Source organism: Pseudomonas putida (genome assembly GCF_026625125.1).
GTDB lineage: Bacteria > Pseudomonadota > Gammaproteobacteria > Pseudomonadales > Pseudomonadaceae > Aquipseudomonas > Aquipseudomonas putida_X.
Map to the genome: position 1 here is coordinate 5,646,260 of NZ_CP113097.1, position 25,737 is coordinate 5,671,996.

Below are 25,737 nucleotides of genomic sequence, written 5' to 3' on the forward strand. Positions count from 1 at the left end.
TACCCCCGGTTGATCAGTGCAGCGAAGGTTTTGGCGCGGGCGCGGCGGGCGCGGCCAGCTCTGTGTAGAGCAGCAGCGGCGCAACGCGCAGATACTCCATGACTTCCATGTAGTCGCTTTCGCCGTCCTCGGATTCCTCCAGCGCTTCCTGGACCTGGGAAATGGCCACCAGGTCCTGGAGCACTTCCTTGGCATCAGTGGACAGGTCCTTGCCGCCAGCATTCAGCCCGAAGCCGGCGATGAAGCCCTGGCACCACTGGCCCAGGGCCGTGGCACGCTCGGTCAGCGAGGTTTCATCGGTTGGCAGCAGCAGCACGATGGCAATGTCCTCGCCGGTCAGCTCGGCCTTGACCATCTCCTGCAGGCCGATCAGTGCAGCGCGCACATTGTCTTCAGGTTCGTTTTCCAGCACCCCGGCAGCATCGGCCAGCCAGGCATCGGCGTCGAAGCCGGCACCGGCGCAACTGCGGCCAATCAGCAGGCCGTGCAGCTCGGCGGGGGAAACAGGGTGGCCGTTGCTCGAGAGCAGTGCGGCGAATGCGGTGTAGGGCGATTGGGTATTAGGCATGGGCGGCTAGGCGCCAGACGGCGCATTTGACTAGAATGAAGGCCTTGTATCCTAGCACCGGCAGGCGCGCCAAGACCATCGGCACTGGCCGTCACCGCTCAGGGAGAGGCATCATCGACGGGTGATTCATGACGGAGCGAATCGAGTGCAACCCACGCAAGAGAACGACCTGCAAGCATTGATGAGCCGGTTCGAGTCGCTGATCGAGCGGGTCGAGCAACTAAAACGGCAAAATGCACTCCTAGTAGCTCAGGAAAAATCCTGGCGCGAAGAGCGCGCCCACCTCATCGAAAAGAACGAGATCGCCAAGCGCAAGGTCGAGTCGATGATCTTACGCCTCAAGGCCCTGGAGCAAGACTCATGAGCTCAAGCAATAGTGTCACCGTGCAGATCCTGGACAAGGAATACTCGATCATCTGCCCGCCGGAGGAACGCAACAACCTGGTCAGCGCCGCACGCTACCTGGACGGCAAGATGCGCGAGATCCGCAGCAGCGGCAAGGTGATCGGTGCCGACCGGATCGCGGTGATGGCCGCATTGAACATCACCCACGAGATGCTCCACCGCCAGGAAGACCGCACCGACGCCCCCGCTGGCAGCGCCACCCGCGAACAGGTCCGCGACCTGCTCGATCGCGTCGACAAGGCTTTGTCCGACGACACGGATACCAAAATCGGCTGAGGTTGGTATACTGGCGCCACTCCCTGGTGGATGCGCCAGTCGGTTATGTCCCTGAGCCGATACGCACAACCACGGGGGTTGCACGCTGGGGCCGGTGTGCATGTCCGCCCGACGGAAAGCCTTAACGCCCCCTGCAATCTCCACCTTGAACTTTCGGGTTCAAGGGCTACACCGATAGCGGTCTTATCGGGGAGCCTGTTTTCGATTGCCCACCCCGGTGGGCAGTTCTCGCTTTGAGCTTCGACACCTGGGAACGCCCGTGCCATGACCGACACCGCGCCGCTCACACGCCCCCAGCTTCGTCGCCTGCTTCGCAATGCCCGCCGCGCACTCACGCCAGCCCAGCAACGCCAGGCCTCCCTTGGGCTGTATCGGCAGCTGGCACAAAACCCGCTGTTCCGCCGCGCCCGGCACATCGCCCTGTACCTCCCCAACGACGGTGAAATCGACCCGCAGCTGCTGCTGCGCGAGGCGCAACGGCGCGGCAAACGTACTTACTTGCCGGTACTGCACGCCTGGCCGCGTACGCGCATGGTGTTCCAGCGGTTCGAGAAGGGTGAACGGCTCAAGCGCAACCGTTTCCGTATCCCCGAGCCGCTGACTGACCGCAAGCGCCAGCGCCCGATCTGGTCGCTGGACCTGATCCTGCTGCCACTGGTGGGCTTCGATGAAGCCGGCGGGCGGCTAGGCATGGGCGGGGGCTTCTACGATCGCAGCCTGGCTTACCAGGCGCGACGCAAGACATGGAAAAAACCCCTGCTGCTGGGGCTGGCCCATGAATGCCAGAAGGTCGAACGACTGGCGCAGGCCAGCTGGGATGTACCACTGCAGGGCACGGTTTCGGACCGTGACTGGTACCTGGCGCCGAAATAACCGGCGTCAGCGGGGAAGGTTCAGCGCTGCTGCTGGCCGGCTTCGACCGGTGTCTGGTACGCGGTATCGAGCTTGCGCTCCCAGATACCTTGCGCGTAACCGGTGGTAACCACACCCAGACCAAAAATGAAGACTAGGACCCAGAGCAGATCCGGCTTGCGTTGATTCATCGAAGAATGCCCCCCTAGGCATACTTACTGGCTCGGCGACCTTCTTGGTGCCGCCGGAGCATATGACGTTAAAATCGGCGCATTTTCCGACAACCTGAGTCGACACGCAAACGTTGACGCCAACCGGCTGTCGGTTTCGTGCAACAGGTTATTTCAAACCTTTTCAGGAGCAGTATCCATGGCCTACTGGCTGATGAAATCCGAGCCCGATGAGCTTTCGATCGAAGGCCTGGGCCGCTTGGGAGAAGCTCGCTGGGACGGCGTGCGCAACTACCAGGCGCGCAACTTTCTGCGCGCCATGAAGGTAGGCGATGAGTTTTTCTTCTACCACTCCAGCTGCCCTCAACCTGGCATTGCCGGGATCGCCCGAATCACTGCAGCGGCCTACCCGGACCCGACTGCGCTGGACCCTCAGAGCCATTACTACGACGCCAAGGCCACTGCCGAAAAGAATCCTTGGAGCGCCGTGGATGTGGCGCACGTGAAGACATTCAGGCAGGTACTGGGGCTGGGCTTACTCAAGCAGCAAAGCGCGCTGGAGGAATTGCCGCTGGTCCAGAAAGGCACTCGGCTGTCGGTGATGCCGGTGACCGCAGAGCAGTGGGCGGCGATCATTGCGCTAAACAAATGACCGGCCCCGCGAAGGGGCCAGCCTGGTTCTCGCTCACTGCACGATCAGGTTATTGAACAGCAGGTCCTCGACAATCGGCTTGCCCTCTTCTGCTTCCATCACCTGCTGCACTTGCTTGAGTGCCTCTTGGCGCAGTTTTTCCTTCGCTTCGACGTTGCTCAAGTTATCCACACCCTGCTGGGTGAACAGCGCCACCAGCTGGTTGCGAATCAACGGCTCGTGGTGCTTGACCGCCTTGGCTGCCTCGTCGCCAGTCACGCGCAGGGCCACGTCAGCCTTGTACACGCGCAACCTGGGGCCACCATCGAGGGCATAGTTGCCTACAAAGGGCGGGCTCAGGCTGATATAGGAGACCTTGGGGGCTCCTTCCTTGGCTTCTTCGGCCAGAGCCGCCGCTGGCAGCATCAGGGCCAGCACCATCAAGATCCACGCTTTCACGAATTCGCTCCTCAAAACAATTGGCGCCAGCTTACCCAGCATGCGACCCAAACCCAAGCCCGGGCTTATGCCACCCCATCAGGGCGAGCCATGCTCGTTGACCCGGCAGGTCGCCCTCCTACACTTATCGGCCACTACCCGCAAAGGAATAGCCCGATGAAAGCTGTGTTGTGTAAAACCTTGGGGCCCGCACGCAACCTGGTTCTGGAAGAGGTGGCCAGCCCGGTACCGAAGAAAAACGAGATTCTGCTCGAGGTGCATGCGGCCGGGGTCAACTTCCCAGATACCCTGATCATCGAAGGCAAATACCAGTTCCAGCCACCGCTACCGTTCTCTCCAGGTGGCGAGGCGGCGGGTGTGGTCGCCGCTGTGGGCGAGCGCGCCGGTGCCTTCCAGGTCGGGGACAGAGTGATGGCCCTCACCGGCTGGGGGGCGTTCGCCGAACAGGTGGCCGTGCCGTTCTACAACGTGCTGCCCATCCCCGAAAGCATGGACTTCACCACCGCTGCCGCCTTCGGCATGACCTACGGCACCTCGATGCACGCGCTCAAGCAGCGCGGCCAATTGCAGCCAGGGGAAACCCTGTTGGTACTAGGTGCGTCCGGTGGCGTCGGCCTGGCGGCCGTGGAGATCGGCAAGGCGATGGGCGCCAAGGTGATCGCAGCTGCCAGCAGCGCAGAGAAACTGGCTGTGGCCAAGTCTGCAGGTGCGGACGAGCTGATCGACTACAGCCAAGCCAGCCTCAAGGAGGAAATCAAGCGTCTGACCGGCGGCCAAGGGGTAGATGTGATCTACGACCCGGTCGGCGGTGAACTGTTCGACCAGGCCGTGCGCGGGCTGGCGTGGAACGGGCGGTTGCTGGTGGTCGGCTTCGCCAGCGGGACGATTCCACAGATGGCGGCGAACCTGGTACTGCTCAAGGGCGCCGCGGTGCTGGGGGTATTCTGGGGGGCCTTTGCCCAGCGCCAGCCGCAGGACAATGCGGCCAACTTCAGCCAGCTGTTTGCCTGGCATGCCGAGGGCAAGCTGAAGCCCCTGGTATCGAAGACTTACCCGCTGGCCGAGGCGGGCGCGGCGATCGAGCAGCTGGGCCAAAGGAAAGCGGTAGGTAAGTTGGTGGTACAGGCCAGATGATCATTTGAGAAAAGGCTGACCCCGCAGCGCTCTTCGCGGATGAGCCCGCGAAGAGCGCTGCACCGCCCGATCAGACCTCACGCAGGTTGTGGCAGCGCCTGAAGCGCGCTTCGAGGTTGCGGTCGGGCATCTGGTGGCTGCGCAGTGCGTTCAACGTCTGCTCGACATACTCACGCGTGGTGCCATAGCGCCCTTTGGCACTGGCAAGAATCTGGCTAAGCAGCGTATCGGGCAAATTGCCGGCGTAGCACGGCAGGTGTCGCTCAAGCACGAAGCCCAAGGCCTGCACCTTGTTGCCATCACCCAGCCGGCAGCTGAGCCAGTGTGGCCGGTACGCCGGGTACGGCATCTCTCTTTGCCACAAGGCCATCAGGGAGTCGTCGAGGTTGCTTTCATCGAGGCGGTAGGCAAAACCGCTGCACGAACCGCCGCGGTCGAGGCCGAATACCAGGCCTGGCGTTTCCGGCGTGCCCCGATGCTCGTGCGACCACAGATAAAGGCCACGGTGATAGCCATGCACCCGTGCACGCTGGCGCTCGACCGAACTGCACTCCGGGCGCCATATCAACGAACCATAGGCAAATAACCAGACCGGGCCGCCGTGATGGCGCGACATGGTGGTATGCACCGAGTTGATCAATTGCTCGCGGGTCAGTTGCTGACCGAAGTCGAGTGCCGGAGGATAAGTGCTTTTCCAGGATAAACTTTCAAGTGCCGACATAAGCTGCCGCCATTATTCCCTGTGAACTACTGATAGCGCGAAAAGCCCTGTAGGGCGGGGCTTGCGCCGATGCCCTTGGAGCCTGCAATCACCTTAAGAAGAAGCGCGCCAACACTCAAGCCCTGGAGCCTGAGTTTCACGCTAACTTCCGACGACTGGAGAGCCTTGCTGCAAAGTATAGTGAAAGTTATTAGTCAAGGCGGTAGGAATTACCGCCTTATACCCACTACTTTGAACTTCGGTTATTAACCACGCGGGGCGTAGGCAAACACATCAGCGCGCATGCGATGCGCATCCATACCGGCCTCGACCAGGGCATCGAGCGTGGCATAAACCATATTGGGCGAGCCACTGGCATAAACGTGAACCGTATTGAGGTCTTGCACGTCCTCGCATACCGCCTCGTGCAACATGCCGCAACGGCCTTCCCAGCCACACAAGTCGCTCACCACCTTGTGCAGGAACAGGTTGGGCAGGCGCTCCCACTCGGCCCAGTGCTCGATGGCGTAGAAATCTTCAGGGCGTCGCACCCCCCAGTAGAGGTGCACCGGGTGCTTGAAGCCCTGGGCGCGGCAATGCTCGACCAGGCTGTGCATCTGCCCCATGCCGGTCCCCGCAGCGATGAGCACCAGGGGCCCATCGGGCAGCTCGGCCAGGTGGGTGTCCCCGAATGGCATCTCGATGCGCGCGACAGGGTCGCGCTGCAACTGCGCCAACAGCTGCCTGGCACTGTCTTCGCGGACCAGCACGTGAAGCTCAAGGTCGCGCCCACTGTGGGGGGCAGACGCCAGCGAGAAGGCCGCCGGCTTGCCGCCCTCGCGCTCGATCATCAGGTACTGCCCGGCGTGATAGCGCAGTGGCTTGCCCGCCGGCGCACGCAAGCGCACGCGCCAGACGTCGCCACCTACCTCGACGCATTCAGTGACGCTGCATGCCAGCTTGCGCACTGGCAGCTCGCCCAGGGCCAGCACACCATCCCAGAGCAGCACGCAGTCCTCCAGTGGTTCGGCGATGCAGGTGAACAGCTCACCATGGTCTCGCACCTCACCATTCTGGCGAACGCGACCCTCGACCAACAATGCGGCGCACACATGGCAATTGCCATTGCGACAGCTGTTCGGGCAGTCATAGCCCAGCCGCCGCGCTCCATCCAGGATCCGTTCCCCGGGTTCGAGCGCCAGCACCGCCCCGGACGGCTGCAACGTTACCTGCATCAATCTATTCCCAACTGGTCCCACAACTCATCGATGCGGCGGGTGACGGCCTCGTCCTTGACGATGACCCGGCCCCATTCGCGTGTAGTCTCGCCCGGCCACTTGTGGGTGGCATCCAGGCCCATCTTCGACCCCAGGCCCGATACCGGCGACGCAAAGTCCAGGTAGTCGATCGGCGTGTTGTCGATCATCACCGTATCACGCTTGGGGTCCATGCGCGTGGTGATGGCCCAGATCACGTCATTCCAGTCACGGGCGTTGATGTCGTCATCGGTGACGATAACGAACTTGGTGTACATGAACTGTCTCAGGAACGACCACACACCCAGCATCACGCGCTTGGCGTGGCCCGGGTACTGCTTCTTCATCGTCACCACCGCCATGCGGTACGAGCACCCTTCCGGCGGCAGGTAGAAGTCGACGATCTCCGGGAACTGCTTTTGCAGGATTGGCACGAACACTTCATTGAGCGCCACGCCAAGGATGGCTGGCTCATCTGGCGGCCGACCGGTATAGGTGCTGTGGTAGATCGGTTTCTGCCGGTGAGTGATGCGTTCGACGGTGAACACCGGGAAGCTGTCCACTTCGTTGTAGTAGCCGGTGTGGTCACCATAGGGGCCCTCCGGGGCCATCTCGCCCGGGTGGATCACACCTTCAAGGATGATCTCGGCGGTGGCCGGCACCTGCAGGTTGCTGCCTCGGCATTTGACCAGCTCGGTGCGGTTGCCGCGCAGCAGGCCAGCGAAGGCGTACTCGGAAAGCGTATCGGGCACCGGCGTGACGGCGCCGAGGATGGTTGCCGGGTCAGCGCCCAGGGCAACGGCGACCGGGAACGGCTGGCCGGGGTTCTTCTCGCACCACTCGCGATAATCCAGCGCACCACCGCGGTGGCTCAACCAGCGCATGATGACCTTGTTGCGGCCGATGACCTGCTGGCGATAAATGCCCAGGTTCTGGCGGTCCTTGTTCGGCCCGCGAGTCACGGTCAGGCCCCAGGTGATCAGCGGCGCCACGTCGCCCGGCCAGCAGTGCTGGATCGGCAGTTGGCCAAGGTCGACGTCATCGCCCTCGACCACCACCTCCTGGCAAACGGCATCCTTGACCACCTTCGGTGCCATGGACACGACCTTCTTGAAGATCGGCAGTTTCGACCAGGCATCCTTGAGGCCTTTAGGCGGCTCCGGCTCCTTGAGGAAGGCCAGCAGCTTGCCGATCTCGCGCAGCTCCTCGACCGATTCGGCGCCCATGCCCATGGCCACCCGCTCCGGGGTGCCGAACAGGTTGCCGAGCACCGGGATATCGAAGCCCGTGGGCTTTTCGAACAACAACGCCGGCCCCTTCGCACGCAGGGTGCGGTCACACACCTCGGTCATTTCCAGGACGGGGGAGATCGGAACCTGGATGCGCTTGAGTTCACCGCGCTGTTCCAGGCCACGGATGAAGTCGCGCAAGTCGCGATACTGCATGCATGAGCCTCGTGTTGGCCGTATCGGTCGGGGTGCAGAGTGTAGCGCCGTTCAGTGCTCAATGGCCAAAAATGACTTGGGGCCGCTTCGCGCCCCATCGCCGGCAGGCCGGCCGCCACAAGGGTCGCAGAGGACCTGTGGAAGCCGGCTTGCCGGCGATGGGGTGCGAAGCAGCCCCAATCATTGCTTGAACGATCTCAGCGCTTACTTGCGCTTCATCGACAGGAAGAACTCGTCGTTGGTCTTGGTCTGCTTGAGCTTGTCGACCAAGAACTCGATGGCGGCGATTTCGTCCATCGGGTGCAGCAGCTTGCGCAGGATCCACATGCGCTGGAGTTCGTCGTCGGCGGTCAGCAGCTCTTCACGGCGGGTGCCCGAGCGGTTGATGTTGATGGCCGGGAACACACGCTTCTCGGCGATACGACGGTCCAGGGGCAGCTCCATGTTGCCGGTACCCTTGAACTCTTCGTAGATCACTTCATCCATCTTCGAACCGGTTTCTACCAGCGCGGTGGCGATGATGGTCAGCGAACCGCCTTCCTCGATGTTACGCGCAGCACCGAAGAAGCGCTTTGGCTTCTCCAGGGCGTGGGCATCGACACCACCGGTCAGTACCTTGCCGGAGCTCGGGATCACGGTGTTGTAGGCACGCGCCAGACGGGTGATGGAGTCGAGCAGAATGACCACATCTTTCTTGTGCTCGACCAGGCGCTTGGCCTTCTCGATGACCATTTCGGCAACCTGCACGTGGCGGGTCGGCGGCTCATCGAAGGTCGAAGCAACCACTTCACCGCGCACGGTGCGCTGCATTTCGGTCACTTCTTCCGGGCGCTCGTCGATCAGCAGAACGATCAGGTGGCACTCGGGGTTGTTACGGGTGATGTTGGCCGCGATGTTCTGCAGCATGATCGTTTTACCGGCTTTCGGCGGGGCGACGATCAGGCCACGCTGGCCCTTGCCGATCGGTGCGCACAGATCGATGACGCGGCCGGTCAGGTCTTCGGTGGAACCGTTGCCGGCTTCCATCTTCAGGCGCTTGTTCGGGAACAGCGGCGTCAGGTTTTCGAAGAGGATCTTGTTCTTTGCGTTTTCCGGGCGATCGAAGTTGATCGTGTCGACCTTGAGCAGCGCGAAGTAACGCTCCCCTTCCTTCGGCGGGCGGATCTTGCCGACGATGGTATCGCCGGTACGCAGGTTAAAGCGGCGGATCTGGCTAGGCGAGACGTAGATGTCGTCGGGGCCGGCCAGATAGGACGCATCAGCCGAACGCAGGAAACCGAAACCATCCTGGAGAATCTCCAGCACGCCGTCACCTGAGATCTCTTCGCCGCTTTTCGCGTGCTTCTTCAGCAGGGCGAAAATCACGTCCTGTTTGCGCGAACGGGCCATGTTTTCGATGCCCATCTGTTCGGCCATTTCCAGCAGATCGGTAATCGGCTTTTGCTTGAGTTCAGTCAGGTTCATAAGGGGAATGACGTAATCATGTATGAAGGGAGGATTAAGCTTCTGGCTTAATGAAGCCGCGCCGCTAGAAGGCGATAGGATCGCGCACAGATTCTAATTAGGAGTGCGTCGGCGACGGCGTGCAGGGGGCACTGGAGAAACAGTGCGAGGCCGAATGTAACACTTGCTTTTTTAGACGTCTAGTGGGTTGGAAAAGAAAAGCCCCGGAATTTCCGGGGCTTTTTCACATCACAGGTGGGCGTCGAGGAACGCAGCCAGCTGGGATTTGGACAGGGCGCCGACCTTGGTGGCCTCGACGTTACCGTTCTTGAACAGCATCAGCGTCGGGATGCCACGCACGCCGTGCTTGGCCGGGGTTTCCTGGTTGTCGTCGATGTTCAGCTTGGCGACGGTCAGTTTACCCTCGTAGGTGCTGGCGATGTCGTCCAGAACTGGAGCGATCATCTTGCATGGGCCGCACCATTCAGCCCAGTAGTCGACCAGCACCGGGCCTTGGGCTTGCAGGACTTCGGCCTCAAAGGTGGCGTCGGTGACGTGTTTGATAAGGTCGCTGCTCATGGATATCTCCAGGGTCGTAAGCAAAAATCGTGGCCCATCATAGCCGCACCCACGCGCTACAGGAAGTCACGGACGATTGAGTGTCACTATAGTTGTGCAAGACGCCACGAATCGAAACTGTCACAGAAGTGTCATAGCATCGACTGGCACATTGCCTTGCATCAAGCCCTGGCGAGTCGCGCGTTGGCGGCAGCCTGCTAACGTGGCACGATTGCCGGGTTACCGACCGAGACTACTCAGATCATGCCGCATACCTTAGCGAAGAACCTGTCCCTGATTGCCGCCATCGACCTGGGCTCCAACAGTTTTCACATGGTCGTGGCCAAGGCTCACCATACCGAAATCCGCATTCTGGAACGGCTTGGGGAGAAGGTTCAGCTCGCCGCTGGCATCGACGAAGCACGCATGCTCAGTGAAGAAGCCATGGTCCGGGGCCTGGAATGCCTGAAACGCTTTGCCCAACTGATCAACGGCATGCCTGCAGGCGCCGTGCGCATCGTTGGCACCAACGCCCTGCGCGAGGCGCGCAACCGCAACGAATTCATCCAGCGTGCCGAAGTGATCCTCGGCCACCCTGTGGAAGTGATCTCCGGCCGCGAAGAAGCGCGCCTGATCTACCTGGGCGTGTCCCATACCCTGGCCGACACCCCCGGTAAACGCCTGGTCGCTGACATCGGCGGCGGTAGCACCGAGTTCATCATCGGCCAGCGCTTTGAGCCGCTGCTGCGTGAAAGCCTGCAGATGGGCTGCGTCAGCTTCACCCAGCGCTATTTCCGCGATGGCAAGATCACCCCGGCCCGCTACGCCCAGGCCTACACGGCAGCGCGCCTGGAGCTGATGAGCATCGAGAACGCCCTGCACCGCCTGACCTGGGATGAAGCGATTGGCTCGTCCGGTACCATCCGCGCCATCGGCGCCGCGATCAAGGCTGCAGGCCTGGGCAATGGCGAAGTCAACGCCGAGGGGCTGGCATGGGTCAAACGCAGGCTGTTCAAGCTGGGCGACACCGACAAGATCGACTTCGACGGGGTCAAACCCGACCGCCGCGCCATCTTCCCAGCCGGCATGGCGATTCTCGAAGCGATCTTCGACGCGCTGGAACTGCAACGCATGGACCATTGCGATGGCGCGCTGCGTGAAGGCGTGCTGTTCGACCTGCTTGGCCGCCACCACCACGAAGACGTGCGCGAACGCACCCTGAACTCGCTGATGGAACGCTACCACGTCGATCAGGGCCAGGCTGCGCGCGTCGAGCGCAAGGCGCTGCACGCTTTTGACCAGGTGGCCAAGGCCTGGGACCTTGAAGAGGGTAACTGGCGCGATCTACTGGGCTGGGCTGCCAAAATTCACGAAATCGGCCTGGACATCGCACACTATCACTACCACAAGCATGGCGCCTACCTGATCGAACACTCCGACCTGTCGGGCTTCTCGCGCGAAGACCAGCAGATGATGGCGCTGCTGGTGCGTGGCCATCGGCGCAACATCCCTAAGGAAAAGTTCGCCGAACTGGGCGATGAAGGGGTGAAACTGCTGCGTCTTTGCGTACTGCTGCGCTTCGCCATTTTGTTCCATCACATCCGCGGCACCCAACAGATGCCGAAGGTGCAACTGCATGCCGCAGACAATAGCCTCGACGTGGCCTTCCCGGCCGGCTGGCTGGAGCAGAACCAGCTGACCCAGGCCGACTTCGCCAACGAGGCGGAGTGGCTGGCCCGGGTCAACTTCGTCCTCAGCGTACGTTAAGTACCGGGTTGCTCAGGCGCTCCAACAGGGTCGCCTGGGCGCTGCGCGGGTTCTGGTTGCCGGTCGGCGTGCTGCGCACATAGCGCCCGTCCGGCTGCAGCGTCCAGGCGTGGGTGTTGTCGGTCAGGTAGCCTTCCAGTTCCTTTTTCACCCGCAGCAGCAGCTTCTTGCCCTCCACCGGGAAGCAGGTCTCCACACGCTTGTCGAGGTTACGCTCCATCCAGTCGGCGCTGGACAGGTAGATCTGCTCGTCGCCGCCGTTGAGGAAGTAGAACACACGGGTATGCTCCAGGAAGCGGCCGATGATCGAACGCACCTGGATATTATGCGAAACCCCCGGAATGCCTGGGCGTAAGCAGCACATGCCACGGACCACCAGGTCGATCTTCACACCCGACTGGCTGGCCTTGTACAGGGCCTTGATGACCTTGGCATCGGTCAGCGAGTTGAACTTGGCGATGATATGCGCGGGTTTACCTTCCAGGGCGAACTGGGTTTCCCGGGCAATCATATCGAGCATGCCCTTTTTCAGGGTGAACGGCGCGTGCAGCAGCTTTTTCATGCGCAAGGTCTTGCCCATGCCGATCAACTGGCTGAACAGCTTGCCCACATCCTCGGTGAGGGCGTCGTCGGAGGTCAGCAAGCTGTAGTCGGTGTACAGGCGGGCATTACCGGCGTGGTAGTTACCGGTGCCCAGGTGGGCGTAGCGGACGATCTCGCCCTGCTCGCGGCGCAGGATCAGCATCATCTTGGCGTGGGTCTTGAAGCCCACCACGCCATAGATGACCACGGCACCGGCGGCCTGCAGGCGGCTGGCCATCTGCAGGTTGGACTCTTCGTCGAAACGCGCACGCAGCTCGATCACCGCAGTGACCTCTTTGCCGTTACGTGCCGCATCCACCAGCGCATCGACAATTTCCGAGTTGGCCCCTGAACGGTACAGCGTCTGGCGCACAGCGAGCACGTGCGGGTCCTTGGCGGCCTGGCGCAGCAGGTCGACCACGGGGGTGAAGGACTCGAACGGGTGCATCAGCAGGATGTCCTGCTTGCTGATGACACTGAAGATGTTGTCGGCGTTGGCCAGCAGCTTGGGGATCGCCGGGGTGAACGGCGTGTACTGCAGCTCCGGGTGGCTGTCCAGCCCGGTGATGCTGAACAGGCGGGTCAGGTTGACCGGGCCGTTGACCTGGTACAGCTCGCTCTCGCCGAGGCTGAACTGCTTGAGCAGGTAGTCGGACAGGTGCTTGGGGCAAGTGTCAGCCACTTCCAGGCGCACGGCATCACCGTAGCGGCGCGAGAACAGCTCACCGCGCAGGGCGCGCGCCAGGTCGTCGACTTCTTCCGAATCCAGTGCCAGGTCGGCGTTACGGGTCAGGCGGAACTGGTAGCAACCCTTGACCTTCATGCCTTGGAACAAATCATCGGCATGGGCGTGGATCATCGAGGACAGGAACACGTAGTTGTCCCCAGGGCCACCGACGTCTTCCGGCACACGGATGACCCGCGGCAGCAGGCGCGGCGCCGGGATGATCGCCAGGCCCGAATCACGACCGAAGGCATCGACCCCTTCGAGTTCGACGATGAAGTTCAGGCTCTTGTTCACCAGCAACGGGAACGGGTGCGTCGGGTCCAGACCGATCGGGGTGATGATCGGCGCAATTTCGTCACGGAAGTAGCGGCGCACCCAGGTCTTGAGTTTGGGCGTCCAATAACGGCGGCGGATGAAGCGAATCGCGTGCTTTTCCAGCTCCGGCAGCAGCACGTCATTGAGGATGGCGTACTGGCGCTCCACTTCGGTGTGCACCAGCTCGCTGATGCGCGCCAGCGCCTGATGCGGCTGCAGGCCGTCGGCACCGGCCTGTTCACGGGCGAAGTTGATCTGCTTCTTCAGGCCCGCGACGCGGATCTCGAAGAACTCATCGAGGTTGCTGGAGAAGATCAGCAGGAATTTCAGGCGCTCGAGCAGCGGGTAGGACTCATCCAGCGCCTGCTCCAGCACGCGGATGTTGAACTGCAGTTGCGACAGCTCGCGATGAATGTACAGGCTGCTGTCGTCCAGGCTTGGGATGGCGATGGCCGGCGCGGGGGCAGCATGCACGGGCGCGGGGGCGGCGGCCTCTGCTGCAGGCTCCGGGGCCTCTGGGAGATCTGGCGGGGTCTGCACCATCTCTTCAGGGACTGCCTGAGCATCCTTGATCGCGACAGGGGTTAGCACTTCATTATTCATCTGGCGTTCCTGGAGGACGTTAACGCCCTATCATCAATTGAGCGGGACGATAAGCGGCCATTATGACGTCTGTGTTACATCTATAGGCAAGCCCGCGACTTGTGGCTCAAGCCATTGTCCTTCTACGAATTGTTCACGTCGAGACGCGCCTGGGCACTTTCACGAACGCGCGTGAAGGGGTAGGCTGCGCGTTCATTTCGCCAGCACCTCAGAAAATGCTTCAACAATTCCTGCAGGATTTCGGCTATTTTGCCCTTTTTCTAGGCACCTTCTTTGAAGGCGAGACCATCCTGGTGCTTGCAGGATTCCTTGCGTTCCGCGGGTACATGGACATCAGCCTGGTGGTGATCGTGGCATTCTTCGGCAGCTATGCCGGCGACCAGCTGTGGTACTTCATGGGCCGCCGGCACGGGCGCAAGATCCTTGCGCGCAAGCCGCGCTGGCAGGCGATGGGCGACCGGGCGCTGGAGCATATCCGCCGCCACCCCGACATCTGGGTACTGAGCTTCCGCTTCGTCTATGGCCTGCGCACGGTGATGCCCGTGGCTATCGGCCTGTCTGGCTACCCACCCCGGCGTTACCTGCTGCTCAACGGCATCGGTGCAGCCGTATGGGCCTTGGCCCTGGGCGCTGCCGCGTACCACTTCGGCGCCATTCTGGAAGGCATGCTGGGCAACGTGAAGAAGTACGAGCTATGGGTGCTCGGTGGCCTGCTGCTGCTCGGTGCCCTGCTGTGGCTGCGCCGGCGTTTTCGCACCTTGCGCGCCGAGCGCAAGGCCGCCGCACAAGCCCAGGCCGACGAGGCTGAGCAAACTGTAAAGCGCGAGCATGGCCCAGACCAAGGGCGTGACAACCCCTAAGCCCAGAGCGCCAGCCAGATACAGTGCGGGCGCATTCAATAGCAGGCGCACCAGCTCCAGGCGCCCTGCCCACGGCCGGTTCTCCAAGGCCGCGCCCAAGGCAAACAGGCCCAACGCCATCACTGCCCAGCCCAGCACCAGGGCCGCTGTCGGCACCTGCTCGGCAACGCTCATCAAGTAGCTGCCCAATGCCACGTAAACAGCGAACTGCAGCACCACGTAGACCTGCTGCGCCCGCCCCAGTGCCACCGCGAACTTACGGAACAGCGCCAGGTTCTGCTTGGCCTGTGGATAACGCGCGGCTACATCCGCCGGCCGCCAGCCCGTGGGCATGAACCAGATACGCAGTTTGTCCCACAGGCTTTCGGTGCGCCGGGCATCGTCCCAGAGCTGGGCATAGAACTGCAGGTTGGCCCATAACGGGTTCCAGCTGGCCAGCGGCGTGGTCACGCCAAACACCACGGGCTCGGCCGGATCTTCCTCCTTGACTGTGCCAAACAGACGGTCCCAAAGAATGAACACACCGCCGTAATTGCGATCCAAATAAACAGGATTTTGCGCATGGTGGACGCGATGGTTGGACGGAGTGATCAGTATCCATTCGAGCCAGCCCAACTTGGGAATGTGCCGGGTATGCACCCAGAACTGGTACAGCAGGTTGAGCGACGCCACCGTTATGAACACCCAGGGCGACACGCCGAGCAGCGCCAGCGGCAGGTAGAAGATCCACGAAAAGAGGAAACCGCTGCTGGTCTGGCGCAACGCGGTGGTGAGGTTGTACTCCTCGCTCTGGTGATGCACCGAATGGGCTGCCCACAGCACATTGCGCTCATGGCCCAAGCGGTGCAGCCAGTAATAGCAGAAGTCGTACAGCACGAACGCCAGCAACCAGACCCAGAGGGCGTGGTCCGGCAAGTGCAGCAGCGCCAGATGCTCCCACGCCAGTGCATAGGTCACCACCCCTACCCCCTTGGTCAGCAGGCCGGTGCTGGTGGAAAGCACGCCAGTGCTCAGGCTGTTGATCGAATCGGCCACGGTGAAATTACGCTGGCCGCGCACACGGTCGGCGACCAGTTCAACCGCGATCAGCACGAAAAAGAACGGTACGGCCAGCAGAATCAGGTCCATGGACAGCTGCCTCCAAGGGTACCCAGAGAGATTAGGATGCTCCCATGGCAACCCCTATGGCCACATCTGCCAAACTAGAGGACATTTAGCGCCTCGACACTGGAGTAATGAGCATGACGAAAAAAGTAGCGGTGATTCTTTCCGGCTGTGGCGTCTACGATGGCGCCGAAATCCATGAAAGCGTGATCACCCTGCTGCGCCTCGACCAGCGCGGCGCACAGGTGCAGTGCTTCGCGCCGAACATCGCGCAGATGCATGTGATCAACCACCTCACCGGTGAGCAGGTGCCTGAGTCGCGCAATGTGCTGGTGGAATCGGCGCGCATCGCCCGCGGCGAGGTCAAGGACATCAGCGAGGCCAGGGCCGAGGACTTCGACGCGCTGATCGTGCCAGGTGGTTTCGGCGCGGCGAAGAACTTGTCCGACTTTGCCACCCAAGGTAGCGAATGCACGGTCAACCCTCAGGTACTGGCCTTGGCCGAAGCCTTTGCCGAAGCCTGCAAGCCGGTTGGCCTGATGTGCATTTCACCGGCACTGGCGGCGAAGATCTACGGCCCTGGCGTGGTCTGCACCATCGGTAACGATGCCGATACTGCCGCTGCGGTGGTCAAGATGGGTGGCACCCATGAAGAGTGCGATGTGCATGACATTGTCGAAGACACCCAGCGCAAGCTGGTGACTACGCCGGCGTACATGCTGGCCCAGTCGATCAGCGAGGCGGCTGGCGGCATTTACAAGTTGGTGGATCGTGTGCTGGAAATGACCCACGAGGCTGACTGATCAGCCCTTGGCCAAGCGGGCCAGAATACGGTCCAGCGCATTGGCGAACGCCTGCTTCTCGCGTTCGCCATAAGGCGCCTGCCCGCCGCCGACCTGGCCCTGCTCGCGCAACTCGGTAAACAGGTTGCGCACTGCCAGGCGGTCGCCCATGTTGCGTTCGTCGAACTCACGGCCACGTGGGTCCAGTGCCGCTACACCCTTCTTGATCAGGCGGTCGGCCAGCGGCACATCGCTGCAGATGACCAGCTCACCTGGCACGGCGTGCTCGACCAGGTAATCATCGGCGGCATCCATGCCGCTGGGTACCACGATCAGCCGCACCACGGCGAAGGCCGGTTTGGCCACGGCCTGCCCGGCCACCATTACCACCTCGAGCTTGCGCTTGAGGGCGAATTTGACGATCAGGTCCTTGGCTGCCTTGGGGCAGGCGTCGGCGTCGATCCATATGCGCATTGCATTTTTCCTCTTGAAGCAGGTGGGGCAGTGCCCGATGCCGTTCGGTTGCGCGATTTGGGGCCGCTTTGCGGCCCATCGCCGGCAAGCCGGCTCCCACAGGTATGGACGCACAGCTTAGGAACGGCGAGGTACCGGTGGAGCTGGCTTGCCGGCGATGGGCTGCAGAGCAGCCCCGAAACCCTAACGACTGGCATCAAGCCTGCGCTCTCCTTTCGCGACTAGGGTCATGTTACTCGTCCCGGCGAAAGAAACACGCAATGGCACATCTATTTCAATGGCCACGTGGAGTGCGCAGAGCAAGCAGCACTAACGCCGCTCGCTGCCTGCCATGACTGCAAGGCCTCAGTGAGCCTTGTTCATCCCCCGCTCCAGATCATCGATCAATGCCTTGGCCATCTCGCTGAGGATCCGCGCGGCGCTGCCAGCGATGCGGTCGTTTTCCATTTCCGCTTCGGTGGTGAGGTGGCGGATGCAGCCTAGCAGTATGGAAAGCTGCGAGAACGCATGATCGAACGGGACATCAGGCCTGAGGCTGAACAGGTCGAAGGTTTCTACGCCTGCCGTTGATGCTTGGTTGAGGCCCTCGCTCATTGTGACGCTCCTTGCGCACCGGCGTGCTCGTTCAGCGCATTGATCATCCGGCACAGCAGGCGGATGCTCATGCCCATGGCGTCACGCACAGGGCCTTGAGGGCTGTCGAGCAGCACGCTGGAGGTCTGTTTTATGGTCAGGGTCAAAGCGCAGATGAGTGCGGTGCACTCTTGGGTGTTGGGCGGTTCGGGGAGCGAGATGGCGGGAGGGTCGAGAAGAAGCAGGGCAGATGGAGGTGGGTCTGGGACGAGCTTTTTCATGGCGGATCTCCGTATGTTGGACTGACCTGCCTTCCTCCTCGTCTCACGGATTTGGGTGGCAGTCGTGCACGGGGTGAGACCCGGGACATACGGTAACCCCGGCCAGACCGAAGTCTGCCCGCGCACGACCGCCATGGAGCGGCGCTACCGAATGTGAACCGGGTGTCTCACGCCCGATCGCCTTGTGCGGCGACCCGAGGACATTATTCCCGGAGCGCTTGCCAGCCAAGACGGCACCTTCCGATAGGCGTCGTAGGATAAGTCGCCAGAGTGAAAGAACTGAAGCATTTGGTTTCAGGTTCGGAAATGTCTTACGGCTTTGCGGCGGCTGCGAGGGCTTCGCCCTCGATCGCCGGCAAGCCGGCTCCCACAAATACGGTGCAAGCCTCAAGAACTGCCGAAGCCCATTGGCCGGTTTGTCGGCGATGGCCCTGCAGAAACAGCAGGTAACCAATTGAGCCCAACCTTGTGGAACCGTCGCTACTAGCCTCATGAGCAAACCATCAGGAGGCAGGGAACATGGATCGTCCCCATTCAAATCAGCTAAGGGTTGGCAGGTTCTCAGAAAGGAATCGGTTGTACCTTCTCACCAGCACCACATTGCACAGGGCCCCTGTACTGGGTGAGTTTCACTCGGCCCGCTTGTTGGTCAGCCAGCTGCGCGAGGCCGAGGCAGAAGGTGCGGCGCGGTCTTTAGCCTGGGTTGTAATGCCTGATCATTTCCACTGGTTGATCGAGCTGGGGCCGGTGAGCCTGAAAACGTTGATGCGCCGAGTGAAGTCGCGCAGCACCTGTGCCATCAACCGCCATCTCGGGCGATATGGGCGGCTTTGGCAGAAGAGCTTTCATGACAGGGCGTTGCGGCGAGAAGAGGATTTGCAGGCTGTGGCGCGGTATATCGTCATGAATCCTAAGCGCGCAGGTCTGGTTGAGCGGGTGGGGGATTATCCGCATTGGGACGCGATCTGGGTTTGACGGCCATGGCCACATCGCCACCTGGCTCCAACAGGTAAAGCGCTGCCCTCAGGTTCAGTGCAATTCCTGTGGCCGGCTTGCCGGCGATGGGGCCTCAAGGCTTGGCGGTATCCTTCCACCCACCGCCCAACGCCAGGAACACCCCGATCTGCCCCATGGCTACCTGGCTGTTGGCCGCAGCCAGCTGCGCACGCATATCGGTATACGTCCGTGTCGCCTGCAAGTCCGCCAGGAATGACTCACGCCCCGCCTGGTAATACCGGTGCGTCTGGTCCGCCGCTTCTTTCGCCGATTTTTCCGCCTCGGCCAGCGCATCACGCCGGTCGAGCAAGGCGCTGTACTGGGCCAGGCGGGTCTGAGTTTCGCGAATGGCGTTGAGCACCACGCCGTCGAAATGCGCCAGCGCCGCCTGGGTCGAGGCCTCGGCCATGCGAATGCGCGCACGGGTACCGTTGGTGGGGATGCTCCAGCTGATCTGCGGGCCGAAGCCCCAACGGTTGGTTGCAGGCTCCCCCAGGTTTTCGAGAATACCGATGGTACCGACCTGGGCGCCGATGCTGATGTCGGGATACAGCGCGCCCGTGGCCACGCCGATATTCGCTGTAGACGCCGCCAACTGGCGTTCGGCCTGGCGCACGTCGGGGCGGCGCTTGAGCAGCGCGGCGCCATCACCGACCGGCAACAGCTGGTTCAGATGTGGCAGCTCGGCACAATCGGCAGTGCCGGCCGGCAGTTGCTCCACAGGCTTGGCCAGCAGCGCAGCCAACGTATACAAGCCAGTTTCCCGCTCGGCCTTGAAGCGCGGCAACTCTGCGCGCAGCGATTTGAACTGGGTCTGCGAGCGGGTGACCTGGGTTTCGTCACCCCGGCCAGCATCACGCAGGCGCTGGTTGAGCTGCACGCTCTGCTGCTGCAGATCGAGCGACTCACGGGCGATGTGGTATTCCTCGTTGGCCGAACACACCTGGGTGTAAGCCTTGACCACATCGGCCACCAGCGTGATGCGGGCAGTATCGGCGGCGGCCTGCACAGCGTCGGCATTGGCTTTGGCGGCTTCGGTGCCGCGCTTGAAGGTGCCCCAGAGGTCAAACTGGTAGGAGGCACTGATGATCGCCTCGCCGATGTTGGCCACTGGCACCTTCTCGGTCAGCAGGAACGCCTCGCCAGACTCCTGCAAGCGCTGGGCGCCGGCCTTGATGCCGCCATTGAAGCCACCCTGCGACTGCGCGACCTCGACCTGCGCACGGGCCTTGGCAATGTTGGCCGCCGCCACGCGCAGTTGGGTGTTGGCACTCAATGCCTGGCGCACCAGCTCATTGAGGCGTTGATCCTGATACAGCTGCCACCAGTCCTCAGGTACCGGCGCCGACACCACGCTGGCAGCATCCTGGCGCAGTGGCCCACTGAGGTCGCTGCGCTGCACTGCCGCATCCTTGGGCACTTCATAGTCCGGGCCGACCATCATGCAGGCCCCAAGCGACAGGCAAACGCCAGCCAGGATCAGCTGTTTCATGGGCGCGGGCCCTCGATGATCGAGACCGTGGCGGTACGCCCGGCGATCATGCGGAAGTCTTGCGGCACTTCATCGAAGGCGATGCGTACTGGGATCCGCTGGGCCAGGCGCACCCAGCTGAACGCCGGGTTGACGTTGGGCAGCAGGTTGCTGCCGCTGCTGCGGTCGCGGTCTTCGATGCCGGCGGCAAAGCTCTGCACATGGCCACGCAGGCGAGTGTTGTCGCCCATCACACGGATGTCCACGGCATCGCCAATGTGGATGCCGCCCAATTTGGTCTCTTCGAAATAGCCATCGACGTGATACGAAGCACTGTCGACGACCGAAAGCACTGGGCGGCCAGCCGTGACAAATTCGTGGTTACGTGGCGCGCGATCGTTGAGGTAGCCGTCCACCGGGCTGCGCACCACCGAACGGTCAAGGTTGAGCTGGGCGGTGTCGACCGCCACTTGGGCCTCGCTCACCGCCGAACGGGCACGGGCCTCGCGGGACTGGCTTTCTTCCAGTTGCTCGGCTGCCACCAGGTTGCCCAGCTTACGGTTGCGCTGCGCTTCGCGAGAGGCCTGGGCCAGGGTTTCCTGGCGTTCGCCAAGGGTCGCCTTGGCCTGGCGCAGCGCCAGGGTGAAGCGGTCCTGATCGATGGTGAACAGCACGTCGCCGCGCTTGACGGTCTGGTTGTCATGCACTTCGACCTTTTGGATCAACCCGGAAACATCCGGGGCGATCTGGATCACGTCGGCGCGGATATGGCCGTCGCGGGTCCAGGGGGCGAACATGTAGTACACCACCATCTGCCACACGAGCACAGCGGCGAAGGTCACTACCAGCAAGGTCAGGACCACACGGCCCAGGGTCAGCAAAGGTTTTTTCATGGCAGCATCAGGCTTCGGCAAAAATGGTCCACCGCGCCAAGCAGCACGGCATACAGAGCAACGTTGAACAACGCCCGGTGCCAGACCAGGCGGTAGAAGTGCAGGCGCACCAGCACCGCGTGCACCCCGAGAAACAGCACGTAAGTGCAGACCATCATCACCAGCAGCGTGGGCAGGAACACCCCGCTGATATCCAGTTCACCGATCACAGGGGCGCTCCGTCGAGGCCGGGGGGCAGTTGCGGTTGTTCGGCAGGCTCGAGCATCACCTCGACACCCGGCAGCAATGCCAGGCGCAGGCCACTCAGGGCATGCAGCAGGTGCGTGCGGGCATCGCCGCGTTCGTACAGTTCATCCAGGTTCAGCACCAGGCGCGCCCGCTCCATGTTGCGCAGCAGCGCCGCAGGGGCATGCAGGCGCTGACTGGCGCGCAGGCAGGCCTGGTAGTGCCCGCCCACTTCCTCGATCACCGTTTGCAGGCGTTCGCGGGCCTGGGTGCCTGCGCGCGGCAGGTAGGCCAGCAGGTCGAGCAGGTTCAGCCCCACGCGCAGGTCGCGCAGGGCTGCGCCAGTGTCCTGGCCGGTCTGCGACAGGCGCGGCAGGTGCTGCATCAGGCGGTCGAGCATCTGCACGCCGAGCTGGCGACGTTCGGCCAGGGTCGCCGGCGCAGTCATCTCGACGATGTCCCGCCAGGCGAAGCGAGTCATGCGCTTGGCGGCCAGTTCCACCCCGAAGGGGCGCATCACCAGGGTCCAGATGAACGCGAACAGAAGCCCTGCCGGGCCTGCCAGGTTGGAGTTGAGGAAGGTGAAGAAATCAGCGTCGTAGGCGCCCTGGATGCTGATGAAGGTGGAGGTGTTGACGATGGTCAGCAAGGTGCCAAGGTAGAAGCGGGGCTGCACGGTCAGGGTGCCGACGCATATGAACGGCACGGCGAATGCCAGCACCAGCATCGGGAAATCGTGCAGGTTGGGCAGCACCAGGAACAAGTACAGGCTGGAGAAGATGACCGACATCAGGGTCCAGAAGAAGAACCGGTAGATCTGCGGTGCGGGGTCGTCCATGGCGGCGAAGAAGCTGCATGACACGGCGGCGAGAATCACCGCACTGGCGCCGTCGTTCCAGCCCAGGCCAATCCACAGGCCGCAGGCGACAATGATCGCCAGCACGGTGGATACTACCGAATACAGCATCAAGCCACGGTCGAAGAAGGGCGTCAGGCGGCCCAGGCGCCAGTGGCGGTAAACTGCGCGCCAAGGCTTGGGGTCATCCATGCGCAGGGCATGCTGCAAGGTGCAGCAGTCCTGCCAGAGGTCGGCCCACTCGGTCAGGCGATACAGTGCATTGGACAACAGCAACTCAGCACGCTGGTCGAGGGCGGCGGCTCCGGGCTGCAGGCGGTCGATCTGTTCATGCAAGGCGGTCCAGCGTGCTACCGAGGCACTGTCGGCGGTGCCCTTGAGCCATTCGCGAGCGGCGGCCAACACAGGCTGCAATTGGGCGAACTGCGCAGGAGCGCGGCCTTCGAGGGCCACCAGGGCGTCGTCGAGGGCGTCTATGACCGGCAACAGGTGGATCATCCGCCCACGCAGTTCGCGTGCGTTCTTTACCATATGCGGGCCTGCCCCCTCATGGCCCAGCTGGCCAATCATCAACTCCAGCGAGTTGAAGGTGGTGACCATGGCACCGCGCATACCCCCTACTTTGTCGGCAGCCATATCTCGGGCGAGGTAGGTATCGCTGTAACGAATCGCCTCGGTGAACCAGGTGCCGGTCGAGCCGACCACGACAGGCGCCAGGCGTCGCGGCCAAAAAATGGCGCCGACCACAGCGGCGCAGACGATCCCCAGGCAGATTTCCTGAGCACGTGAAGACGCAACGTCGAACACTGCCAGCGGGTTGTCGACCACCGCCAGGGCGATCATCGGCAACGTATAGCCTGCCAGCATCAGCATGTAGTTGTTCGCGGTGCGCAGGTTCAGCGAGAGGTACAGCAATGTGCCGGTCCACAGGGCGATCGCGACGGTCAGCAACAATGGCGACTGCACCAGCGGCGGTACCAGGAAGATTGCCCCGCCAGCGCCGAGCAGCGTGCCAAGTGCGCGGTACAGGGCCTTGGAGCTGGTAGGCCCAACGAACGGGCTGGAAACGATATAGACCGTCGCCATCGCCCAGTACGGGCGTGGCAGCTGCATGAGCAGTGCGATGTACAACGCGATCATCGACGCGGCAAAGGTACGCACACCATAGAACCAGTCGCGGGCCGGCGGTAGGGAACTGAAGAAACCGTTCATGCCACCCCGCCAGTGCTGCCAAGGCCTGCCGCCTCGAAGGCACGAAGCACGCGCAAGGTAGCATGCAGGTCAGCTTCATCGATGCCCTGCAGGACTTCGTGGCGGACTCGCACCAGCTCAGCTTCGATGGCTTCGGCCAAAGCCCGGCCCTCGCCCGTCAGGCTCAGGGCCTTGGCACGGCGGTCCAGCGGATCCTCGCTACGGCATACCAGGCCGGCCTTGCACAGCTGGTCAAGCAGGCGCACGAGCGACGGGCTTTCCAGGCCCGCGGCCTGAGCCACGGCTACCTGGTGCACTCCATCGCCCAGGCGCACGATCATCAGCAAGGGTGCGGCGCAGGCTTCGGAAATGCCGTAACTGGTCAGCGCCGTATGGCAGATGCGCCGCCAATGGCGAGCGGAAACGATCATGCCAGTGCTGACTTGCAGGCGCAGTGAATCAAGCGTCATGTAAAGAACCAGGGATATTCATAGTTTGCTAACTATCAATATACGCCTGGCCCTCCCCCTGTCGTCAACCGCGGGCGACGGGGGGTGTACATGAATTGTTGTTCATCGAGGCTGTACCTGGTCCTCCAACTTCATCGCCAATGCCAGCGTACTGCCCATCTGCACGGCCCGATCCCGCCAATCCAGATAGCGCGCCGCATCGCTACGGCTGAAATGCACGGCCAGCTCCTCGGCCGCCTGCATGACCCCGGTCGCCGCCGCCAGCTCCAGCCAATACAGCCCGGCCTTGATATCGGCCTGCACACTCAAGCCATGCAACAAGCGGTAGCCCACCTCGAAGCGGCAACGCACCTCGCCCAGTTCGGCACCACGAAGAAACCATTGGTAAGCCTGCGCAAGATCGACCTGCCAGCCCAGTTGCGCATCGCAGACTTCTTCTTCGTACAAATCGCCGAGTGCGGCTGCGGCATGCAGCAGGCCGCGGTCAAAAGCATGGCGATAACACTCTGCGGCCTGGGCGTAGGAAACCTCCACGCCCTTGCCGAAGTAGTGTTGCTGCCCCAGGTTGAACCAGGCGGCGGCATTGCCCTGCATGGCCGCCATGCGCAGCAGGTGCCCAGCCAACACGGTGTCGGCACGCCAGTACTTGCCGTTGAGCCAGACCCAACCCAGGTCATTGAGCGCCGCCACATGGCCAGCCAGCGCTTGATGGCGCAGGTCGGCATACACCGCTTGCAGGTCCGCGGCTTCGTCCAGGCGGTTGACCAGCAGCGCCCGCTGGCTGGGCAACCCCACCCCGGCGAACAGCCGCTGTCGCCTGCCAGCGGGGGTCGGCGCGGGAATGACCTGCTCAGGCAGAAGACGGGCGAGCAGCGAGTGGATATTGCTGACAGCTGACATGTTCATCCTCATTGAACGACCCACAGGCCTTACTGCGGCTGTGATGAGGCGTGATTCTGCGCGACGTCACGTCAAAACCTGTCGCGAACGATTCGACGCCAGGCAACCAATTGGCGGCTGCTTGATCTGATCGGATCGTGGCTAATTGCCATGACCCGCTAATGCCGCCATCCTGATGCGGCAAGCCTAGACAAGGACGTTACCTTTTGCCGTTCGCCACCACCCGCGCCACCCTCAGCCGTCAGTGGGCGCTGTTGCGCCAGCTACCCAGCCGTTCCCCGGGCATTACCAGCGCAGAACTGGTGTGGCGCCTGCGCGATGTGGGTTTCAGCGTCAGTAAACGCACGGTTGAACGCGACCTCAATGAGCTGTCGTTGATCTTTCCGCTGGAGCGCAATGACAAGAGCATTCCGTTCGGCTGGCACTGGTCGGTCAACGCTGCGGGGGAGCTGCGCGGGAATTTCGACCTGCAGGGCTACTTGCGCGGTGAGGCGCTACAACCGGCGCAAGGTGATGGGCTGGTGCTGCAAGCCTGGGTCAACGACAGGGTGGCGCGGCAGTTGCGCGATCAGCCGTTGAGTGCAGACATGCAGCTGACTGCCCTGGAGCATGGGCATCGGCTGCAGGCGACGATGGAAGATGGCTGGGCGCTACGCTGGTGGGTGTTGAGCCAAGGGGACGCCGTGAAGGTCGAACAGCCGGATGAACTGCGCAGTGAGATTGCCCAGACCCTGAGCAAGGCGGCTGCGCAGTACCAGAATTAGGGGCCA

28 protein-coding genes, 1 other RNA gene and 2 pseudogenes are annotated in these 25,737 nt (G+C 62.3%); 11 read left to right on the plus strand and 20 right to left on the minus strand.

The window, feature by feature from the left end:
* Positions 1-13: 13 nt before the first annotated feature.
* Entirely contained in the window at positions 14-568 is a 555-nt protein-coding gene (locus OSW16_RS26015) for a YecA family protein (protein ID WP_241805484.1), read from the minus strand.
* Between the two features lie 181 nt (positions 569-749).
* On the opposite strand from OSW16_RS26015, the gene OSW16_RS26020 reads away from it, so the two are divergent.
* The 4 genes from OSW16_RS26020 (at position 750) to OSW16_RS26035 (ending at position 2,122) form a co-directional block, all read left to right on the plus strand.
* Positions 750-932 (plus strand): TIGR02449 family protein, encoded by a 183-nt coding sequence (locus OSW16_RS26020; RefSeq protein ID WP_042112137.1) that lies wholly within the window; start codon positions 750-752, stop codon positions 930-932.
* On the plus strand, positions 929-1,249 hold the full coding sequence (locus tag OSW16_RS26025) for a cell division protein ZapA (RefSeq protein ID WP_012316783.1): 321 nt from the start codon (positions 929-931) through the stop codon (positions 1,247-1,249). Before OSW16_RS26020 ends, OSW16_RS26025 begins: the two co-directional genes overlap by 4 nt.
* Positions 1,250-1,266: 17 nt before the next feature.
* Positions 1,267-1,446: non-coding RNA, 6S RNA (ssrS, locus tag OSW16_RS26030), on the plus strand.
* 67 nt (positions 1,447-1,513) lie between these two features.
* Complete coding sequence (locus OSW16_RS26035; RefSeq protein WP_267819566.1) at positions 1,514-2,122, plus strand: 5-formyltetrahydrofolate cyclo-ligase; 609 nt, start codon at positions 1,514-1,516, stop codon at positions 2,120-2,122.
* 20 nt (positions 2,123-2,142) lie between these two features.
* On the opposite strand, the gene OSW16_RS26040 is transcribed toward OSW16_RS26035, so the two are convergent.
* Complete coding sequence (locus OSW16_RS26040) at positions 2,143-2,292, minus strand: hypothetical protein (protein ID WP_241805481.1); 150 nt, start codon at positions 2,290-2,292, stop codon at positions 2,143-2,145.
* Between the two features lie 178 nt (positions 2,293-2,470).
* On the opposite strand from OSW16_RS26040, the gene OSW16_RS26045 reads away from it, so the two are divergent.
* Positions 2,471-2,923 carry an EVE domain-containing protein gene (locus tag OSW16_RS26045; protein WP_267819568.1) on the plus strand — a complete coding sequence of 151 codons (453 nt, stop codon included), beginning with the start codon at positions 2,471-2,473 and terminating at the stop codon, positions 2,921-2,923.
* A gap of 33 nt (positions 2,924-2,956) precedes the next feature.
* Here the strand turns inward: OSW16_RS26045 and OSW16_RS26050 are convergent, their stop codons facing one another.
* Positions 2,957-3,361, minus strand: coding sequence for a flagellar basal body-associated protein FliL (locus OSW16_RS26050; protein ID WP_241805479.1), 405 nt, complete (start codon positions 3,359-3,361; stop codon positions 2,957-2,959).
* Positions 3,362-3,517: 156 nt separating this feature from the next.
* Here OSW16_RS26050 and OSW16_RS26055 point away from each other — a divergent pair, with 156 nt between their 5' ends.
* Positions 3,518-4,495 (plus strand): NADPH:quinone oxidoreductase family protein, encoded by a 978-nt coding sequence (locus OSW16_RS26055; protein WP_267819571.1) that lies wholly within the window; start codon positions 3,518-3,520, stop codon positions 4,493-4,495.
* 70 nt (positions 4,496-4,565) lie between these two features.
* Here OSW16_RS26055 and OSW16_RS26060 read toward each other — a convergent pair whose 3' ends face one another.
* From OSW16_RS26060 to trxA, 5 genes are all read right to left on the minus strand, one after another.
* Positions 4,566-5,216, minus strand: a complete 651-nt coding sequence (locus OSW16_RS26060) for a gamma-glutamylcyclotransferase (RefSeq protein WP_267819574.1) — start codon at positions 5,214-5,216, stop codon at positions 4,566-4,568.
* Between the two features lie 245 nt (positions 5,217-5,461).
* On the minus strand, positions 5,462-6,430 hold the full coding sequence (locus OSW16_RS26065; protein ID WP_241805476.1) for a CDP-6-deoxy-delta-3,4-glucoseen reductase: 969 nt from the start codon (positions 6,428-6,430) through the stop codon (positions 5,462-5,464).
* A complete protein-coding gene (gene ubiD / locus OSW16_RS26070) occupies positions 6,430-7,896 on the minus strand; it encodes a 4-hydroxy-3-polyprenylbenzoate decarboxylase (RefSeq protein ID WP_012316791.1) in 1,467 nt (488 codons plus the stop codon). Before ubiD ends, OSW16_RS26065 begins: the two co-directional genes overlap by 1 nt.
* A gap of 204 nt (positions 7,897-8,100) precedes the next feature.
* Positions 8,101-9,360 (minus strand): transcription termination factor Rho, encoded by a 1,260-nt coding sequence (rho, locus tag OSW16_RS26075; RefSeq protein WP_003253661.1) that lies wholly within the window; start codon positions 9,358-9,360, stop codon positions 8,101-8,103.
* A gap of 228 nt (positions 9,361-9,588) precedes the next feature.
* Positions 9,589-9,918: a thioredoxin TrxA gene (gene trxA / locus OSW16_RS26080; RefSeq protein WP_009684153.1), complete on the minus strand. Its 330-nt coding sequence runs from the start codon at positions 9,916-9,918 to the stop codon at positions 9,589-9,591.
* Between the two features lie 243 nt (positions 9,919-10,161).
* On the opposite strand from trxA, the gene ppx reads away from it, so the two are divergent.
* Positions 10,162-11,664: an exopolyphosphatase gene (gene ppx, locus OSW16_RS26085; protein ID WP_267819579.1), complete on the plus strand. Its 1,503-nt coding sequence runs from the start codon at positions 10,162-10,164 to the stop codon at positions 11,662-11,664.
* Here ppx and ppk1 read toward each other — a convergent pair.
* On the minus strand, positions 11,651-13,831 hold the full coding sequence (gene ppk1, locus OSW16_RS26090; protein WP_418942221.1) for a polyphosphate kinase 1: 2,181 nt from the start codon (positions 13,829-13,831) through the stop codon (positions 11,651-11,653). The genes ppx and ppk1 overlap by 14 nt on opposite strands.
* A gap of 275 nt (positions 13,832-14,106) precedes the next feature.
* On the opposite strand from ppk1, the gene OSW16_RS26095 reads away from it, so the two are divergent.
* Positions 14,107-14,751, plus strand: coding sequence for a DedA family protein (locus OSW16_RS26095; RefSeq protein WP_241805473.1), 645 nt, complete (start codon positions 14,107-14,109; stop codon positions 14,749-14,751).
* Between the two features lie 549 nt (positions 14,752-15,300).
* Here OSW16_RS26095 and OSW16_RS26100 read toward each other — a convergent pair.
* Positions 15,301-15,879, minus strand: a pseudogene (locus OSW16_RS26100) (sterol desaturase family protein); the annotation flags it as partial.
* Positions 15,880-15,992: 113 nt separating this feature from the next.
* Between OSW16_RS26100 and elbB the strand changes: the two are divergent.
* Positions 15,993-16,658, plus strand: a complete 666-nt coding sequence (gene elbB / locus OSW16_RS26105) for an isoprenoid biosynthesis glyoxalase ElbB (protein ID WP_267819584.1) — start codon at positions 15,993-15,995, stop codon at positions 16,656-16,658.
* Here the strand turns inward: elbB and OSW16_RS26110 are convergent, their stop codons facing one another.
* The 3 genes from OSW16_RS26110 to OSW16_RS26120 form a co-directional block, all read right to left on the minus strand.
* On the minus strand, positions 16,659-17,111 hold the full coding sequence (locus tag OSW16_RS26110; RefSeq protein ID WP_241805471.1) for a YaiI/YqxD family protein: 453 nt from the start codon (positions 17,109-17,111) through the stop codon (positions 16,659-16,661).
* A gap of 345 nt (positions 17,112-17,456) precedes the next feature.
* Positions 17,457-17,705 (minus strand): DUF3077 domain-containing protein, encoded by a 249-nt coding sequence (locus OSW16_RS26115; RefSeq protein ID WP_267819587.1) that lies wholly within the window; start codon positions 17,703-17,705, stop codon positions 17,457-17,459.
* Positions 17,702-17,965, minus strand: coding sequence for a hypothetical protein (locus OSW16_RS26120; protein WP_267819589.1), 264 nt, complete (start codon positions 17,963-17,965; stop codon positions 17,702-17,704). The genes OSW16_RS26115 and OSW16_RS26120 overlap by 4 nt, the downstream gene beginning before the upstream one ends.
* Before the next feature lie 519 nt (positions 17,966-18,484).
* On the opposite strand from OSW16_RS26120, the gene OSW16_RS26125 reads away from it, so the two are divergent.
* Positions 18,485-18,940, plus strand: a complete 456-nt coding sequence (locus OSW16_RS26125) for an REP-associated tyrosine transposase (protein ID WP_267819591.1) — start codon at positions 18,485-18,487, stop codon at positions 18,938-18,940.
* Positions 18,941-18,954: 14 nt separating this feature from the next.
* On the opposite strand, the pseudogene OSW16_RS27280 reads toward OSW16_RS26125, so the two are convergent.
* The 7 genes and pseudogenes from OSW16_RS27280 to OSW16_RS26155 all read right to left on the minus strand — a co-directional run.
* Positions 18,955-19,059, minus strand: a pseudogene (locus OSW16_RS27280) (hypothetical protein); the annotation flags it as partial.
* Positions 19,035-20,453, minus strand: a complete 1,419-nt coding sequence (locus OSW16_RS26130) for an efflux transporter outer membrane subunit (RefSeq protein WP_267819593.1) — start codon at positions 20,451-20,453, stop codon at positions 19,035-19,037. The pseudogene OSW16_RS27280 and the gene OSW16_RS26130, both read right to left, overlap by 25 nt.
* Complete coding sequence (locus OSW16_RS26135) at positions 20,450-21,325, minus strand: HlyD family secretion protein (protein WP_241805469.1); 876 nt, start codon at positions 21,323-21,325, stop codon at positions 20,450-20,452. Before OSW16_RS26135 ends, OSW16_RS26130 begins: the two co-directional genes overlap by 4 nt.
* The gene (locus tag OSW16_RS26140; protein ID WP_209862598.1) at positions 21,322-21,534 is read right to left on the minus strand and encodes a DUF1656 domain-containing protein; all 213 of its coding nucleotides are present in this window, start codon (positions 21,532-21,534) and stop codon (positions 21,322-21,324) included. The genes OSW16_RS26135 and OSW16_RS26140 overlap by 4 nt, the downstream gene beginning before the upstream one ends.
* Positions 21,531-23,618, minus strand: a complete 2,088-nt coding sequence (locus OSW16_RS26145) for an FUSC family protein (RefSeq protein WP_267819598.1) — start codon at positions 23,616-23,618, stop codon at positions 21,531-21,533. Before OSW16_RS26145 ends, OSW16_RS26140 begins: the two co-directional genes overlap by 4 nt.
* A complete protein-coding gene (locus tag OSW16_RS26150; protein WP_241805467.1) occupies positions 23,615-24,067 on the minus strand; it encodes a MarR family winged helix-turn-helix transcriptional regulator in 453 nt (150 codons plus the stop codon). Before OSW16_RS26150 ends, OSW16_RS26145 begins: the two co-directional genes overlap by 4 nt.
* 102 nt (positions 24,068-24,169) lie before the next feature.
* Positions 24,170-24,967: a tetratricopeptide repeat protein gene (locus OSW16_RS26155; RefSeq protein ID WP_267819601.1), complete on the minus strand. Its 798-nt coding sequence runs from the start codon at positions 24,965-24,967 to the stop codon at positions 24,170-24,172.
* 206 nt (positions 24,968-25,173) lie between these two features.
* On the opposite strand from OSW16_RS26155, the gene OSW16_RS26160 reads away from it, so the two are divergent.
* Complete coding sequence (locus tag OSW16_RS26160) at positions 25,174-25,731, plus strand: WYL domain-containing protein (RefSeq protein WP_267819603.1); 558 nt, start codon at positions 25,174-25,176, stop codon at positions 25,729-25,731.
* The last annotated feature ends 6 nt before the right edge of the window (positions 25,732-25,737 follow it).